The organism is Thermoleptolyngbya sp. PKUAC-SCTB121, assembly GCF_016919485.1.
In the GTDB taxonomy this organism is placed as follows: Bacteria; Cyanobacteriota; Cyanobacteriia; order Elainellales; family Elainellaceae; genus Thermoleptolyngbya; species Thermoleptolyngbya sichuanensis.
The window spans coordinates 3,706,645-3,719,812 of the sequence record NZ_CP070366.1 but is presented as its reverse complement, the minus strand read 5'-3'; the positions used below and the strand labels follow the sequence as shown (position 1 = coordinate 3,719,812).

The window sequence follows — 13,168 nt, the reverse complement described above, 5'->3', positions numbered from 1 at the left end:
TCCAGGCTATTGGTTCAGACTAATAGCCCAGAGTGTTAGTCCAGACTCTATAACCCAGACTCTATAGCCAAGACCATTAGTCCAGATAGTCCAGACCATTAGTCCAGATAGTGCAAAGCATTGTCAGGATTTTACCCCATGCCTGAAATTTCCTATGTTTGTGCGTCAGCACTGCGGGGCGATCGCTCCATTTTAGAATCCAAGCAAGGAACGCTGCTGCGGGCCCCAACTACGGCTGCACTGTCCCATCGGGCAGAATCGCGCCCTGAAAAACAGCGCCGTCCTGGGTTGCGCCGTCTAGCTTGGCCCCGCTGAGGTCGCTGCCGCTAAAGTCGGCATTGCTGAGATTGGCATTGGTAAAGTCTGCGTTCCGCAAGAAAGTATTCTTCAAACTGGCACCGGAGAGATTTGCACCGCTGAGGTTTGCAGAGGGCAGCGCAGCACGGTTGAGGTCTGCGTTGCTCAGATTTGCGCCGCTGAGGTTGGCGGTGTCGAGCAGCGCCTCGCTGAGATTGGCACCGTTTAGGTCAGCGCCGCTGAGATTGGCGCGATTTAGCTTGGCACTTTTGAGATCCGCATTGGCCAGCGCCTTGCCCTGCAAATCGCACTCGATACATTCTTTGGTGTCAGCAAGGCGAGCCTGGGGGTCGGGGCTGGCGCAACTGCTGAAGAGCAGGAGAGAGAGGGCGATCGCCCCTATATGCACTGCCATTCGCCCCGCTTTGGCACAGATCTGGGAAGCTGGCCCCAGCCTAGCCTGGTTAGGCAACCCAAAGGGCGCTCCAAAATTACGGGTTTTCATAAGGAACCAGTCCCAACGTGTCTGCATAGAATCGATGGATAGCCTTCAGCCTGATTATTCGCTTTAGGACTTACGCACTTGCAATAAGCTTTCTGGGTTTTAGACAATTTCTCTCGAGCAAAGCCTCTCTCGCGAGCGCAGCCCGCGAGAAATTGTCCAACTGCGATTATCCAACTACGTAAGTCCTATGCATTTTCGATTCTCTATCACATCGACTGGCAGCGCGGCGCTGATCCAGAAATCTTCAGGAAGGCAGTAGGTCTTAGCCAACCCCAGCACCAAAATCTCGCCAAACGCCAATCAGCATTCCCTGGATTTGCACATCTGAAGCGGGTCTTTCGATGGGGTCGTACTTGGAGTTGGCGGGCTTCAGCGTGACCTTGTTGCCGCGCCGATAGAAATACTTCAGGGTATTGCCTTCTCCTTCAACCCGCGCTGCAACAATCGTGCCGTTCTTGAGCTTGTCTGGTTCTTTCACCGGACGCATAATCACCACATCGCCATCGGCAATTAGGGCCTCGATCATGCTGTCGCCCGTCACCCGCAGCGCATAATCCTGCGGCTTAAGCTGCATACCAGAAATGTCGAGGAACTCTGTATCGCCCGTCGCGGGTTCCAGCGCTCCCCCTGCAAACACCTCACCCCGAATCGGTACGCCTTGGGTAACCCCGTGGAGCAGGCGCAGCGTCCGGGCCTTGCCCCGCGTCCAGTCGATATAGCCCTTGTTTTGCAGATGTTCCAGGCGGCTCTGAATCGGCGCGGGCGATCGCAACCCCATTGCCTGCATCATCTGGCGGATAGAGGGGGCGTGCTGATTTTCGCGGATGTATTCCACCAACCAGTCGTAGAGTTCCTGCTGGACTTCGGTTAAGGGTTCCATAGCGCTTTGGAGAAAGGCGAATTGATGAGGAGTGATTTGGAGCTACACCTCAAAGAACAAGTGTACCAAAACTTTTTCATTCTGTCTAGCCTTTCAGACAAAAAGACAGCAATATTCACAATTAAATTTGCTTATGGTTCGGTTGCGACTGAATGAACGGCTGCATCACGCTGCCGCACACTAGTGTCTGTAGACTAAAAAGACTAGGCAGTGTCTTAAAACTTTCTAGGTCGTTGATTGCCTTGAGTCGATCCCCCTAAATCCCCGCGCTTACGCGCCGCTTCGCTAGAAATAAGGGGGACTTCCGGAGTGGTTCGGCTCGGTTCCCCCCTTTTTAAGGGGGGGGCTAGGGGGGATCGAGGGTTTTAGAAGGGTTTTAAAACATGCCCTAGGAAAGAGTCGGCGTTTCCCTGAGTTGGCTCATTTGCCGACTGGCTGACTTGCCCACTTGCACCCTGGCCCATGCGAACACCCCTTGCCTGGTCAAACCTGACCTATGAACGTCGCCGCCTGCTAACGGCGATCGCCGGAGTGGCATTTGCGGTGCTGCTGATGTTCATGTTTCGCGGATTTGAGAACGCACTCTACGACAGCCAAGTGCAGTTGCTCAAGGTGCTAAACGGCGAAATTATCGTGGTGAATCGGCTGAAATACACCATGTTTATTCCGGCACAGTTTGCCCGGCGACGGCTATATCAGGCGCAGGCCTTTGACGGCGTGGAGGCGGCCTATCCGCTCTATGTCCGCGATGGCGCTGCCTGGAAGAATCCCGAAACCAAGGCGGTACGGCCGCTGCGGGTGTTGGCGTTTAACCCCAATGACCCCGTGCTGACGATTCCCGAAGTGTTGGCCAGCCAGGAGGCGCTGAAGTTGCCTTGGACGGTGATTGTGGACGAGAAATCGCGCGCAGAGGTGGGAACCGTAACGACGGGCACAGTGACGGAACTGGCGGAGCAGCAGGTACAGGTTGTGGGAACCTACGCGCTGGGAACGGACTTTGCCTCTGCCAATGGCAATGTGATCATGAGCGATCAGAACTTTTTGCGCTATTTTGCCAGCCTGGGGCCGGAGGAGCAGAGCCGCGACCTGAACACGGTGGACATCGGGCTGCTGAGGGTGCGGCCCGGGGCGGATGTGGATGCGATCGCCCGCACTCTGCGCGACCAGTTGCCCAAAGACGTGGCCGTGTTGACCAAGCCAGAGTTCGTAGACATGGAGTTGGATTACTGGCGCAACAACACCGCCATCGGCTTTGTGTTCACGCTGCTAACCATCATGAGCTTCGTCGTCGGCATCATCCTGGTCTACCAGATTCTCTACACCGATGTCGCCGACCACTGGACGCAGTACGCCACCCTGAAGGCGATCGGCTATTCCAATCGTTATCTGCTGGGTGTGGTGTTTCAACAGGCGCTCTTGCTGGGCGTGATGGGCTTTATTCCTGGCTATCTGATTGCGCTGGTGCTGTATCGGCTCACGGCCAACGCCACAGGGCTGCTGATGCAGATGACGCTGGGGCGCGGGCTGAATACCTTACTGGCGACAGTGGTGATGTGCCTAATTTCGGGGGCGATCGCCATTCGCAAGGTGCAATCGGCCGACCCCGCAGAGGTGTTTGGAAATTAGATGCTTGGGAGCCTTGCAGGGAATTGTCAGGCGGAGCTGTGTCCTCTGCCCCGCAAGGCGTGGATGGGTTATGGCGATCGCCCAGCGCCTCTACCTGTCGGAACACCTGCTAAACACACTGTTAAATTTCATGTCATCTGCCTCTTCGCCCAGCTCCAGGTGTCTGGCTGAACGGAAGCGGTTATCCTCGGTAGACGATGGGGTTTGATTCTGCTGTAGCAATCGCGGCTAAGGGGAATTGTTGAACGATGGCAAGAGGGATTATGCAAAAAGCGCAACTTTTCAATGCGTTTTTTGCATAGCAGATCTGGCAAATCCCTGCTATTTACGTTAACTATGAGAAAGAAATTGCAGGTCACCTAACCGAGGCATTATCGGCTCGACTCATGAACAGCACTCAGCCCGACACGAAGCGCGTTGACACTCCGCCTACCGGAGTTAAGTTAGAGCAAAAGCCCGATTCTGTTACCAGTCCAGTTGATGTTGATCCAGTTGATTTTGACCAGTGGGCGATCGCCGTTCGCCAGCAAATGCTAGACGCACTCCGCAAGCGCGGCACCCGCTACTAGCCGCGCCAGTTGTCTATTCCCGTTGTCTATTCCCTAAGTCAATAACGCCAGGGCTTACGCACTTGCAATAAGTTTTCTGGATTTCGGACGACTTCTCGTGGCCACAGCCTGCGCGAAATCGCCCAACTGCGTAAGTCCTAAAGGCATTGCACCCGCTACCGAACCTGCTGCAAAGTTTCCTCGTATTTTTGAATCGCACGGTGGGCGATCGCCCGCCAGTCGTAATGATCGCGGGCCCAGTGCTGGGCGGCGATGCCGCGCTGTGGGCGGTCGGCGGCTTGCAGGGCGATCGCCAGCGTGTGGGCCAGGGCACGAGGTTCGCAGGGCACAACCCAGCCCGCCTGCGCCTGGGTCACGTCTTCGTGCAGCGGCACTGCGTCGGACACCACCACGGGCAGCCCCGCCGCCATCGCTTCGGCAACGGCAATCCCAAAGTTCTCGTAGTAGGACGGCAGCACAAACAGATCTGCCGCCAGCAGCAGATCGCGCCGTGCCTGGGCGGACACGAACCCGGTCTGGGTGGTGCAAGCCCGCAGCGGAGAGGCATTTAGGCGATCGCCCACTTGCTTTTCGTAATCGGGATTCTGGGGGTTGCCGCCTGCCAGAATCCAGTGAAACGGGATGCCCGCTGCCTGCACCTGCTCTAGCGCGGGTATCAGCAGATCTAGCCCTTTTTTGGGGTCGAGCCGCGAAAGAAACAGCACCACTGGGCGATCGGGCGGAATGGCGAGGCGATCGCGCACGGTCTGGGCGATTCCCGTAGAGATTGCTTCGCGAATCGCCCGTCGTTCGGCAGGCGCAGCGGCAAACTCCGCCAGATCTACCCCCAGTGGCAAAATCCAGTCCCGCAAGGTTAGCCCAAACCGCTCGGCAGTAGCCGCCTCCTGGCGACTGGTAAAGTGAACTGCCGCCGCCCCCGCCAGGTTTTGCCGCTCGATGAGCGTGGCATAAAGCTGCTTCAGCCGCCGCTTTTTTTGCAGATCGATGGGGTCGAGCGTGCCCAGCGGCCGCAGGACATAGGGCAGGTGTCGCGTGCGGGCGATCGCCGCTGCGGTCGAGCTGACGGGCGAAAACAGCGCGTGGATATGGGCCAGGTCAAACGCCGCCGTCTGGGTTGCCAGCCACCCCAGCAGCCCCGCCGAAAACTTGTAGCGCCGCCAGCCCGTCCGCCGAAAGTAGCGAATCTCATACCCATCCTGCGCCATAGGCACGCCCAGCGGCACCGCCAGCGGCGCTTGTCCTGAATCCCCATTGGCATCCGTCGTCAGGATCGTCACCGCCACCCCGGCCGCCGCCAGCGCCTTCGAGAAGCCTGCGATCATCTGGCTAGGGCCGCCGTAGACGGGAGAAATGGCAGGAATGATGTGGACAAGGCGCATTAAGGGATGGGGGAATCGGGTCACATCATGAAATCACATCACAAGATCACATTATGAAATCACGTCATGCAGATAACATCACTTAGTCATTACTTGGTCATTATCTGGTTATTACTCGATCATTACCTGGTCATTATTTGATTATTACTCGATCATTACTTGGTCATTACTCGATCATTACTTGGTCATAGAACGCAAGCTGCTTTTCCGCTAGGACGCGATTGGTAAAGTGGGCGATCGCCCGCTGGTGGCCACGGGCGGCCAGGTCGTCGGCCAGGGCAGGGCGCTGCATGAGGGACTGGAGGCGATCGCGCAAGGCGGCCACCTGGCCTTCAGGAAACACCAGCCCCGCATCGCCAATGACGTGGGGAATTTCGCCAGAGTCGGAGCCGATTACCGGAACCCCACAGGCCATTGCCTCGATCAGCACATGGCCAAACTGCTCCTTCCAGTGGGGCGTGGTTTCCGACGGCAGCACCAGCGCATTCATGACGTTGAGATAGCGCGGAATGTCGGCATGGGGCACAGACTCAACCCATCGGAGGCGATCGCCCAACCCCGCCTGCTGCATCCGCGCCACCACCTCTGCCCGCAGCGGGCCCCGCCCCACCAACAGCCAGCGCCAGGGCAACTCAGGCAGCCCCGCCAGCGCCTCTGCCAGGGTTCGCAGTCCCTTTTCTGGCACAAAGCGCCCGATATAGCCCACGGTAAATTCTTCGGGACAGTCTTTGGGCAAAAGGCCAAGTGCCGCCGCCCACTCCGGCTGGGGACGGGGGCAAAACTGCTGCTCATTTACCCCAAGCTGGGGCAGCACGGTGACTGGGCCACAGTAGCCGCGCTGTCGCAGAATCGCCGCCGCATCCCGATTTCCGGCGATCGCCCCGTCGGTGTGGTGCAGGTTATAACGCTCCAGCCAGAGCAGCGGCGGCCGCAGTCTGTAGGGCAAATTCCACCAGGTAAACAGCACCCGCTTTGCGCCCAGCTTTAGCAGCCGATTCAGCGCAATCAACTGGGCATAGGCCAGGGACTTTGTCCCCTGCTCCACCTGAATCACGTCCGGTGGATGCTGCCGCAGCAGGGACACCAATTCGGTGCGAAAGCAGAGCAAGCCCTGATGCGTCTGGCTAAAGTTGCCCACGGGCACGACGCGGAAGTTGCCCTGGTCATAGCCCTGGGGACGAATCGTGCCGCCCACCACGCCGCCCGGTTTCCAGGTGCGCGGCACGATCACAGTAATATCCAAGGGTTTGCCCCCATCAACCGCCAGCGCCGCCATCACCTTCAGCTTGTCGCAATTCAGATCCACGATGTAGGTGTGGCTGACGACCCAAAGGCGCATCTAGGGCGAAACCTGGCAATAGGTGTTGACCTCATCCACCAGCGGGCTTTCCTGATTGGCGGCGGTGAGAAACTCCTGATGGGCGGCTCTGGCAGCCTCAAAGTTTTCCTGCTGAAGCGCGGTGGAGACTTTGCGGGCGGCGGTGATGATCTGGTCGTAGAGGGTCAGCAGTTGTCCCTTATAGTCATTCAATTGGGCATCGCTGAGGTCTACAGCAGATACGGCAGCCTTACCCTGCTCGAAGCGGTCGGCAACGGCGGAGAATGCCTGGTCATTGGGTTGGCTATTGGCTTGCACCACCGCCTGCACCTCCGCGACTGTGCCGTTCACCACCTGCGATAGCCGATTGCACTGAGCCAGCTTGCTTTCGCTACAGCCTGTGGTGAGGAGGGCGATCGCCAGTCCACTGGCCCAAACGCCGCGGCGAGATGGTCTTGCCCGACCAGAAGGGCGATCGCCTCCAGTCATAGCCCGCCTTGCATCCGGTGTTGCCGTTCGCAATGTTGAAATCACCATAGAGAGGGCCCCAGAAACTTGGCTCTGGAAAATGCAGTCCGGCTCGATAATAGCAAGCTCCGATGGCCGCCGCTACTGCAAATATCGCCGAGGTGCTGACTCCTGGCGCAGGACAATTGACGAGGGCGATCGCATCCAGTACAAACGTCCATCAGGCTGCAATTCGATTCCTATCAGTGCAGCTTGCCTTTCCCCCGAAATTTTGGTCGTTTAGTCACCTACGGTATTGGCAGGTGCGTCCAACACCCACCAACGCCTGACCCCTTGACAGGTAACGGCTGTCTCAGGGCTGCGTTCATTGTAGGCCGCCCTGTCCTAGCGCTTCACGTCCGTGGGCGGCCAACATTTCGGGGTTTCCCTACCTCGTTTCCTGGAGGAAGCTCCAAATGCTGACAATTCAATACACTTGGTCGTCCCCATTCTCGGAGGCGACCCAGTTTTCGCTGCCCCCGCTCACCTGCGAACTGCCCCACCGTCGCCGCCTGCGCCACTGCATCATCGGCCTGCCCGAAGACGCGCAACTGGCGATTGACCGTTTGCACCTGCTCCGCTACGCCGAACGCTTCGAGTGGACGCACGCCCTCGACCTCCTGCCCAACGGCATCGTCCTCGACGGTCGCCCCGGCGAAGTGCTGCGCTACCTCCACCGCGAAATCCGCAGCAACCCCAGCGCAAACGAGTAAGAACAGGAGTGCGATCGCCCCGTGCAAGGAAAAACTACAGGCTTTGCAGACGCTTTGAAGGACAGCTTGCGCTAGACCATACAAACCTTTTGCATAGCGCGGTGAACTGTTCGGGCGCAGTCTCCAGCCAATGGTAAGTAGGTGGACATTAATAAATATAAAACCCAAAGACCCTGTGCCGCCTGCGCAGCGGGCGGCACAGGGTTCAGGATCTGTTCTTTCTATCTACTTAAACATCACTGGTGGTGTTACTTTTGCTCTGGGTGGGCTTTTTCGGGTGGGGTTGCGCCGAGGCGGTTGATAGTGCGGATCATCTGGTACAACCGCCCTAAGTCGCGCTGGTTAAATTCAAACACCAGTCGGGGCAAGTGGGAAATTTCTACTGCGTCGGCTTCTTGGGGCAGTGCAGACATTTGGGCAATTTTGCCACGCACCAGGATATCGCTGAAGTTTGCGTTGAGATAGTCCAGTTCTTCTTCTGAAAGCGCCTGATTCAGCCGCAGCACTAGGTTGGGGCCGACGTAGCGGCTGGAGTGATAGACCCGATAAAAGCTGGCGATCGCCTCACAGGCGGCATCCACCCGGTCGGTAATCGTATACAGATGCAGGTCGTCGGCGCTGATCAGCCCTGCCTCCAGCAGTTGATCTTTGATGTAGCTTTCCCAGCTTTGCCAATAATCATCTCCCGGCGTTTCCAACAGCACCAGCGGCAGCAAGCCCGACTTGCCCGTTTGCATCAGCGTCAGGCACTCAAACGCCTCATCCTGCGTGCCAAATCCGCCAGGAAACAGCGCCAGCGCATCGCTTTCCCGCAGGAAAAACAGCTTGCGGGTGAAGAAGTATTTGAAATTCACCAGCTTGTCGCCGCCTTCTAAAATTGGGTTCGACCCCTGCTCAAATGGAAGCTGGATATTTAGCCCAAAGGATTTGTCTGTGCCTGCGCCCTCGTTGCCGGCCTGCATAATGCCCGGCCCGCCGCCCGTGATTACCATAAAGCCGTGGAGCGTCACGCAGCGAGCAAAGTCCATCGCCATTTGATAGGTCGGGCTGCTGGGCTTAATGCGGGCAGAGCCAAAGATAGAAATTTTGCGGACGTGGCGATAGGGGTGAAACAGTTCAAACGCTCGCCCCATGTCTTGCAGCGCCGCGCTGAGGATCTTCCAATCGAGGCGATCGGCATCGGTGCGGGACAGTTGCACAATGGTCGAGAGCGCCTGCTGGATCAAATCTCCATGCTCCAGAGAAGGTAGGTCGTGGAGCAGTTGTTCAATTTGGTGCGACAGCGACTCCGAGGCAGCGGACTTGGACAATGAAGACATGCAACTTTCCAAACAGCGCGAATCCTTATTTTACGAGATCTTTGTGACTCGCGGGTGTTTCGGCTATGGCAGGAAGAGGGAAGAACGAAGAGCGAAGAACGAAGAGCGAAGAACGAAGAGCGAAGAGGGAAGAGCGAAGAACGAAAAGATAAAAAGGGATGGTTATCTTCTTTATGGCTCTTGTAGCTGCCGTCGCAGTAGATCTAGGGCGCTGCATACGCTTAGCCAACGAATCCATTCGCGGCCGCGGCTCGCGCCGAAGAGGAAGCGGTGGCTGGTGACTTGGTTTTTGGGCCCGGCGAGGCCGATGTAGACCAGGCCGACGGGCTTGTCGGTGCTGCCTCCGTCTGGCCCGGCGATGCCTGTGATGCTGAGGCCCCAGGTGGTGCCCAGACGCGATCGCACGCCCTGGGCCATTTGTTCAGCCACCGTCGCGCTGACGGCTCCAGAGTTCGCCAGATCGTCGGGATTGACCCCCAGTAGGGATTCTTTGACCGAGTTGTCGTAGGAAACAACGCCGCCCCAAAAGTAGCGGGAACTGCCGGGAACCGTGGTCAAAAAGCTGCCCAGCCCGCCGCCTGTGCAGGATTCTGCGATCGAGAGCGTTTGGCCGGCCCTTTGCAAACGCTGCCCCACCACCGAGGCTAGGGTGTCGTCGTCCTGACCGTAGTAGTCGGCCCCAGCAATTTGCTGGATTTGCTCAACGACGGGGGCGATCGCCGCCATTGCCGCCGCCTCAGACTCGGCCTTGGCAGAGACGCGCAGCCGCACCTCGCCTTTGCCCGCGTAGGGCGCAACGGTGGGATGGGTGAGGTCAAACAGGGGGGCGACTTTCTCCGCCAGCGCCGATTCCGTAATGCCCCAAAAGCGCAGCGTGCGGCTGTAGATCGGCGCTTGCCCAAAGCCACGACTGCGGAGGAACGGCACCGCCACTTCGCGCCACATGGCCTGCATTTCACTGGGCACGCCAGGAAAGGTGAGAATGATTAGCCCCGGACGCGCCTCCCAAATCATGCCGGGGGCCGTGCCCGTGCGGTTTGCCAGCACCGCCGCCCCTTGGGGAAGCAGGGCCTGTTTGCGGTTGTTGTCGGTCATCACGCGGCCACGGGCGGCGTATTTTTGCGTGATGTCGTCCAAGACTTCTGGCCGTTCCACCAAGGGGGCCTGAAAAAAATCGGCGATCGCCTCGGTGGTCAAATCATCCGGTGTGGGGCCCAATCCCCCCGTGAAAATCAGCAAGCGCGATCGCTCACAGGCAATGGCGATCGCCGCCTGGAGCCGCCGAACATTGTCCCCCACCACGGTCTGGTAATAATGCGGAATGCCCAGCGCCGCCAGTTCTTGAGCCAAAAACTGGGCATTGCTGTTAAGAATTTCGCCGAGCAGTAGCTCTGTGCCAACGCAAATCACCTCTGCCCCAAAACTCTGGGCAGGATGCGCCGCACCAGCCGAAAGGTCAATCATGAACCGTCCTTAACCACACTATCCTTGGGAGCGGGCGTGTTTGCGAGCCTGCCACGCTGCATAGGTAAGCAGCAGCGTGGCCACGATGGCATAGGCCAGACCGCTGGGGATTCCAGAAAACGCCAGCGCCAGACTGCCCACCCAAAACGTCAGCGCGTAGATCACCAATACCGTCATGCGGTGAGGCAGTCCAGCCTTCAGCAGGCGGTGATGCAGGTGGCGCTTGTCAGCCTTAAAGGGCGACTTGCCGCTGCGGATGCGATCCAAAATGACCGCCGACATATCCAGAATCGGCACGGCCAAAATAATGTAAGGCAGCAGCACCGCCGCTGTGGTCACGCTCTTGACCAGCCCAATCACGCCAACGCCAGCCAGCGTAAAGCCGATAAAATACGCACCACCATCGCCCATAAAAATCTGCGCTGGATTGAAGTTGTAGCGGAGAAATGCGAAACTCGCGCCGCCGAGAGCCGCCACAATCAGCGCTGCCGCAGGCTGGTTCATGAATAAACACACCACCAGCATCACCATCGAGGCAATGCCCGCCACACCGGCCGCCAGTCCATCCAGCCCGTCGATCCAGTTAATCGCATTGGCCATGCCCACCAGCCAGAGGACGGTAATCGGCAGACTCACCCACGGCGCTAGCCCTACCAGCCCATCGAAGGGAACCGAGAGGAAATCAATCTGCACGCCTGCAAACCAGGCTGCCGTGGCAAAAACCGCTTGCAGCACCAGGCGCACGCTGGGCGACAGGCAGAACAGGTCATCCGCCAGCCCAATTAGGAAAAAGGCTAGTCCGCCGATGACCACGCCCCATACTTCGTATTCTTTATCGGGCGGCAGCACGCCAAACCCGCCCATCAGCCAAACCACCACCAGCGCGGCGACGGTCCCCAGAAAAATGGACACGCCGCCAAGCCGCACCATCGGGCGCTTGTGAACCTTGCGGCCACCTGGCATATCGACTCGCCCGCTGCGGATGCCCAAGTTTTTGACGATCGGCGTTGAAACAAGAACAACCGCGACAGCGACGAGAAACGCGATCAGATGATAGTGAATATAAGGCGGCATCTGAAGTTTGGGAGGCGAAGTGCAAAAGGACTTATGGTTAACCTACGCAATGTTGTACCCCAAAACTGGGCGTATCAAAAAACTTTCGAGTGAACGCCGCCAGGACGCACTGATTAGGTGAGGTTAGAGGCTAGGTGAGGTTAGAGGCTAAGTGAGGTTAGGGCAGGTGAGGGCGATCGCCCTCATTGAGAAGGTCGAGAGACAGGCTGAGCGACGGACTTGCTAAAACATCATTCAGAATACCGCATCCCACTTAGATTAAGACATTTAAACTTGCTTCGCTCTAATTAAACTCTAATTAAGCTGGCATTGCCCAAAACGACATCGCCCCAAGAGCAACTCTCAGGGCGATCGCCATTCGGCACCTTTTCTATTGAGTCTGTTCTACGGAGTCTGCCCCAGCGTGCTGGACTTTAGCCCAGTCAACGGCAACACTGCGAACCTCTGCTCAGGGCGATTCAGGTGCATTCGGGGCAATTTGGGGGCAATTTGGGGGCAATTTGGGGGCAATTTGGGGGCAATTTGGGGGCGATCGCCCAGAACCCCCAAAGCTCTACTCAGGGTTTGACTCTGGATGATGGTTGCGGATTTGCTCCGCCTCAGGGCAATCTTCCGACACCAGCGGTTCCGAATCGCCTCGCGGCACCGTCGCCAACTTTTGCATCACCGAGCCAATGCTTTCCAGTCGAATCATCTCTTCCCACGAACACATCTCGTCTTCTTCTTCCGTTTCGTAGCGCAGCGTCACCAGATCGCCTTCGATGTCGAGAATTCGCGCTCGCTCAATCCATCGCTGCTGATCCCGCAAGAAAATCCAGACTTCCCGACCATCACAACAGAGTTGATAGATCTTGCGGTGTAGCATGAATTGCTTCTCCTGAACTGATAACAATCAAACCGTAACCCTGCTGCGACCTCATCTCTAGGTCACAGCCCCTACATCAAGCTGGCAGGTCAAGCAGGCACAGCCTCAAACTTGAACCCAAGGGCAGACCCCAGCTAGATATTCCTACCATCTGAAAACTTTTGATCACGGGCTGTCTGTTAATCTCGATGCGGTTTTGCAAAAAGAACAGCCGCGAAGAGCTTAAATTCTTTGGAAGCAAAGGAGGATGGAGAACTTGCCCAGTCCAGAAGGTTTTTGAGTTGGGGTAGACCATTAAACTTTACCAATGCCCAAGGCCAGGTCTCGTTAATGCAAATTAAAGCCTGAACGTCTGCACTTGTGAAGAGGGCGAAGTTACTAAGTATAGCTCTTGGCTATTCTTTCCACTATTTTAGCGATTGTTTGCCAGAGTGAGAGGTCAGTTGGAAAACCGACCTGAAATCCAGCTTAATCCGCACGGGGACTCAATCCGCGCCAGTTCTCAAGGGCTTTATCGCATCCTTAAAATTCCAGAAATTCCAGAAAGACCCGACCAATCCCTACGCTCAGGACTAACGCGCTTGCAGCAATCTCCCTAAGCTCTAATCATCCCGCCTGGACTAAAACTGCGAGAAGTCACCCAGATGTATCG

At 57.3% G+C, this 13,168-nt stretch carries 13 protein-coding genes; 4 read left to right on the top strand and 9 right to left on the bottom strand.

What is annotated here, in order from left to right; translation table 11 throughout:
• Positions 1 to 229: 229 nt before the first annotated feature.
• Complete coding sequence (locus tag JTM80_RS15240; protein ID WP_225906645.1) at positions 230 to 712, bottom strand: pentapeptide repeat-containing protein; 483 nt, start codon at positions 710 to 712, stop codon at positions 230 to 232.
• Between the two features lie 352 nt (positions 713 to 1,064).
• Positions 1,065 to 1,682: a transcriptional repressor LexA gene (gene lexA, locus JTM80_RS15235; protein ID WP_172357743.1), complete on the bottom strand. Its 618-nt coding sequence runs from the start codon at positions 1,680 to 1,682 to the stop codon at positions 1,065 to 1,067.
• A gap of 462 nt (positions 1,683 to 2,144) precedes the next feature.
• On the opposite strand from lexA, the gene devC reads away from it, so the two are divergent.
• Both devC and JTM80_RS15225 read left to right on the top strand, forming a co-directional pair.
• Positions 2,145 to 3,308 (top strand): ABC transporter permease DevC, encoded by a 1,164-nt coding sequence (gene devC, locus JTM80_RS15230; RefSeq protein ID WP_172357745.1) that lies wholly within the window; start codon positions 2,145 to 2,147, stop codon positions 3,306 to 3,308.
• A gap of 386 nt (positions 3,309 to 3,694) precedes the next feature.
• Positions 3,695 to 3,877: a hypothetical protein gene (locus JTM80_RS15225; protein WP_172357747.1), complete on the top strand. Its 183-nt coding sequence runs from the start codon at positions 3,695 to 3,697 to the stop codon at positions 3,875 to 3,877.
• Positions 3,878 to 4,032: 155 nt separating this feature from the next.
• Here the strand turns inward: JTM80_RS15225 and hpsP are convergent, their stop codons facing one another.
• From hpsP to JTM80_RS15210, 3 genes are all read right to left on the bottom strand, one after another.
• Positions 4,033 to 5,256 (bottom strand): hormogonium polysaccharide biosynthesis glycosyltransferase HpsP, encoded by a 1,224-nt coding sequence (gene hpsP / locus JTM80_RS15220; protein WP_205369737.1) that lies wholly within the window; start codon positions 5,254 to 5,256, stop codon positions 4,033 to 4,035.
• Between the two features lie 166 nt (positions 5,257 to 5,422).
• Positions 5,423 to 6,595, bottom strand: a complete 1,173-nt coding sequence (locus JTM80_RS15215; RefSeq protein WP_172357751.1) for a glycosyltransferase — start codon at positions 6,593 to 6,595, stop codon at positions 5,423 to 5,425.
• Positions 6,596 to 7,111, bottom strand: coding sequence for a hypothetical protein (locus JTM80_RS15210; RefSeq protein WP_172357753.1), 516 nt, complete (start codon positions 7,109 to 7,111; stop codon positions 6,596 to 6,598).
• Positions 7,112 to 7,173: 62 nt separating this feature from the next.
• Here JTM80_RS15210 and JTM80_RS15205 point away from each other — a divergent pair, with 62 nt between their 5' ends.
• Both JTM80_RS15205 and JTM80_RS15200 read left to right on the top strand, forming a co-directional pair.
• The gene (locus tag JTM80_RS15205) at positions 7,174 to 7,371 is read left to right on the top strand and encodes a hypothetical protein (RefSeq protein ID WP_172357755.1); all 198 of its coding nucleotides are present in this window, start codon (positions 7,174 to 7,176) and stop codon (positions 7,369 to 7,371) included.
• Positions 7,372 to 7,497: 126 nt separating this feature from the next.
• A complete protein-coding gene (locus JTM80_RS15200) occupies positions 7,498 to 7,794 on the top strand; it encodes a hypothetical protein (protein WP_225906644.1) in 297 nt (98 codons plus the stop codon).
• A 248-nt stretch (positions 7,795 to 8,042) separates the two neighbouring features.
• Here JTM80_RS15200 and JTM80_RS15195 read toward each other — a convergent pair whose 3' ends face one another.
• The 4 genes from JTM80_RS15195 to JTM80_RS15180 all read right to left on the bottom strand — a co-directional run bounded on the left by JTM80_RS15195 (position 8,043) and on the right by JTM80_RS15180 (position 12,516).
• Complete coding sequence (locus tag JTM80_RS15195) at positions 8,043 to 9,113, bottom strand: LOG family protein (protein WP_172357757.1); 1,071 nt, start codon at positions 9,111 to 9,113, stop codon at positions 8,043 to 8,045.
• A 171-nt stretch (positions 9,114 to 9,284) separates the two neighbouring features.
• On the bottom strand, positions 9,285 to 10,577 hold the full coding sequence (locus JTM80_RS15190; RefSeq protein WP_172357759.1) for a competence/damage-inducible protein A: 1,293 nt from the start codon (positions 10,575 to 10,577) through the stop codon (positions 9,285 to 9,287).
• Positions 10,578 to 10,595: 18 nt separating this feature from the next.
• Positions 10,596 to 11,651, bottom strand: a complete 1,056-nt coding sequence (locus JTM80_RS15185) for a glycosyltransferase family 4 protein (protein WP_172357761.1) — start codon at positions 11,649 to 11,651, stop codon at positions 10,596 to 10,598.
• Positions 11,652 to 12,204: 553 nt separating this feature from the next.
• Entirely contained in the window at positions 12,205 to 12,516 is a 312-nt protein-coding gene (locus tag JTM80_RS15180) for a DUF6679 family protein (protein WP_068509782.1), read from the bottom strand.
• Positions 12,517 to 13,168: the final 652 nt, after the last annotated feature.

What these genes read in the sequence shown, in the direction of transcription:
- JTM80_RS15190 (WP_172357759.1), bottom strand. Translation starts at nt 10,577, where the DNA reads ATGATTGACCTTTCGGCTGGTGCGGCGCATCCTGCCCAGAGTTTTGGG.
- JTM80_RS15200 (WP_225906644.1), top strand. Translation starts at nt 7,498, where the DNA reads ATGCTGACAATTCAATACACTTGGTCGTCCCCATTCTCGGAGGCGACC.
- JTM80_RS15240 (WP_225906645.1), bottom strand. Translation starts at nt 712, where the DNA reads ATGGCAGTGCATATAGGGGCGATCGCCCTCTCTCTCCTGCTCTTCAGC.
- JTM80_RS15210 (WP_172357753.1), bottom strand. Translation starts at nt 7,111, where the DNA reads ATGGTGATTTCAACATTGCGAACGGCAACACCGGATGCAAGGCGGGCT.
- JTM80_RS15185 (WP_172357761.1), bottom strand. Translation starts at nt 11,651, where the DNA reads ATGCCGCCTTATATTCACTATCATCTGATCGCGTTTCTCGTCGCTGTC.
- JTM80_RS15195 (WP_172357757.1), bottom strand. Translation starts at nt 9,113, where the DNA reads ATGTCTTCATTGTCCAAGTCCGCTGCCTCGGAGTCGCTGTCGCACCAA.
- JTM80_RS15180 (WP_068509782.1), bottom strand. Translation starts at nt 12,516, where the DNA reads ATGCTACACCGCAAGATCTATCAACTCTGTTGTGATGGTCGGGAAGTC.
- lexA (WP_172357743.1), bottom strand. Translation starts at nt 1,682, where the DNA reads ATGGAACCCTTAACCGAAGTCCAGCAGGAACTCTACGACTGGTTGGTG.
- JTM80_RS15225 (WP_172357747.1), top strand. Translation starts at nt 3,695, where the DNA reads ATGAACAGCACTCAGCCCGACACGAAGCGCGTTGACACTCCGCCTACC.
- devC (WP_172357745.1), top strand. Translation starts at nt 2,145, where the DNA reads ATGCGAACACCCCTTGCCTGGTCAAACCTGACCTATGAACGTCGCCGC.
- JTM80_RS15205 (WP_172357755.1), top strand. Translation starts at nt 7,174, where the DNA reads ATGGCCGCCGCTACTGCAAATATCGCCGAGGTGCTGACTCCTGGCGCA.
- hpsP (WP_205369737.1), bottom strand. Translation starts at nt 5,256, where the DNA reads ATGCGCCTTGTCCACATCATTCCTGCCATTTCTCCCGTCTACGGCGGC.
- JTM80_RS15215 (WP_172357751.1), bottom strand. Translation starts at nt 6,595, where the DNA reads ATGCGCCTTTGGGTCGTCAGCCACACCTACATCGTGGATCTGAATTGC.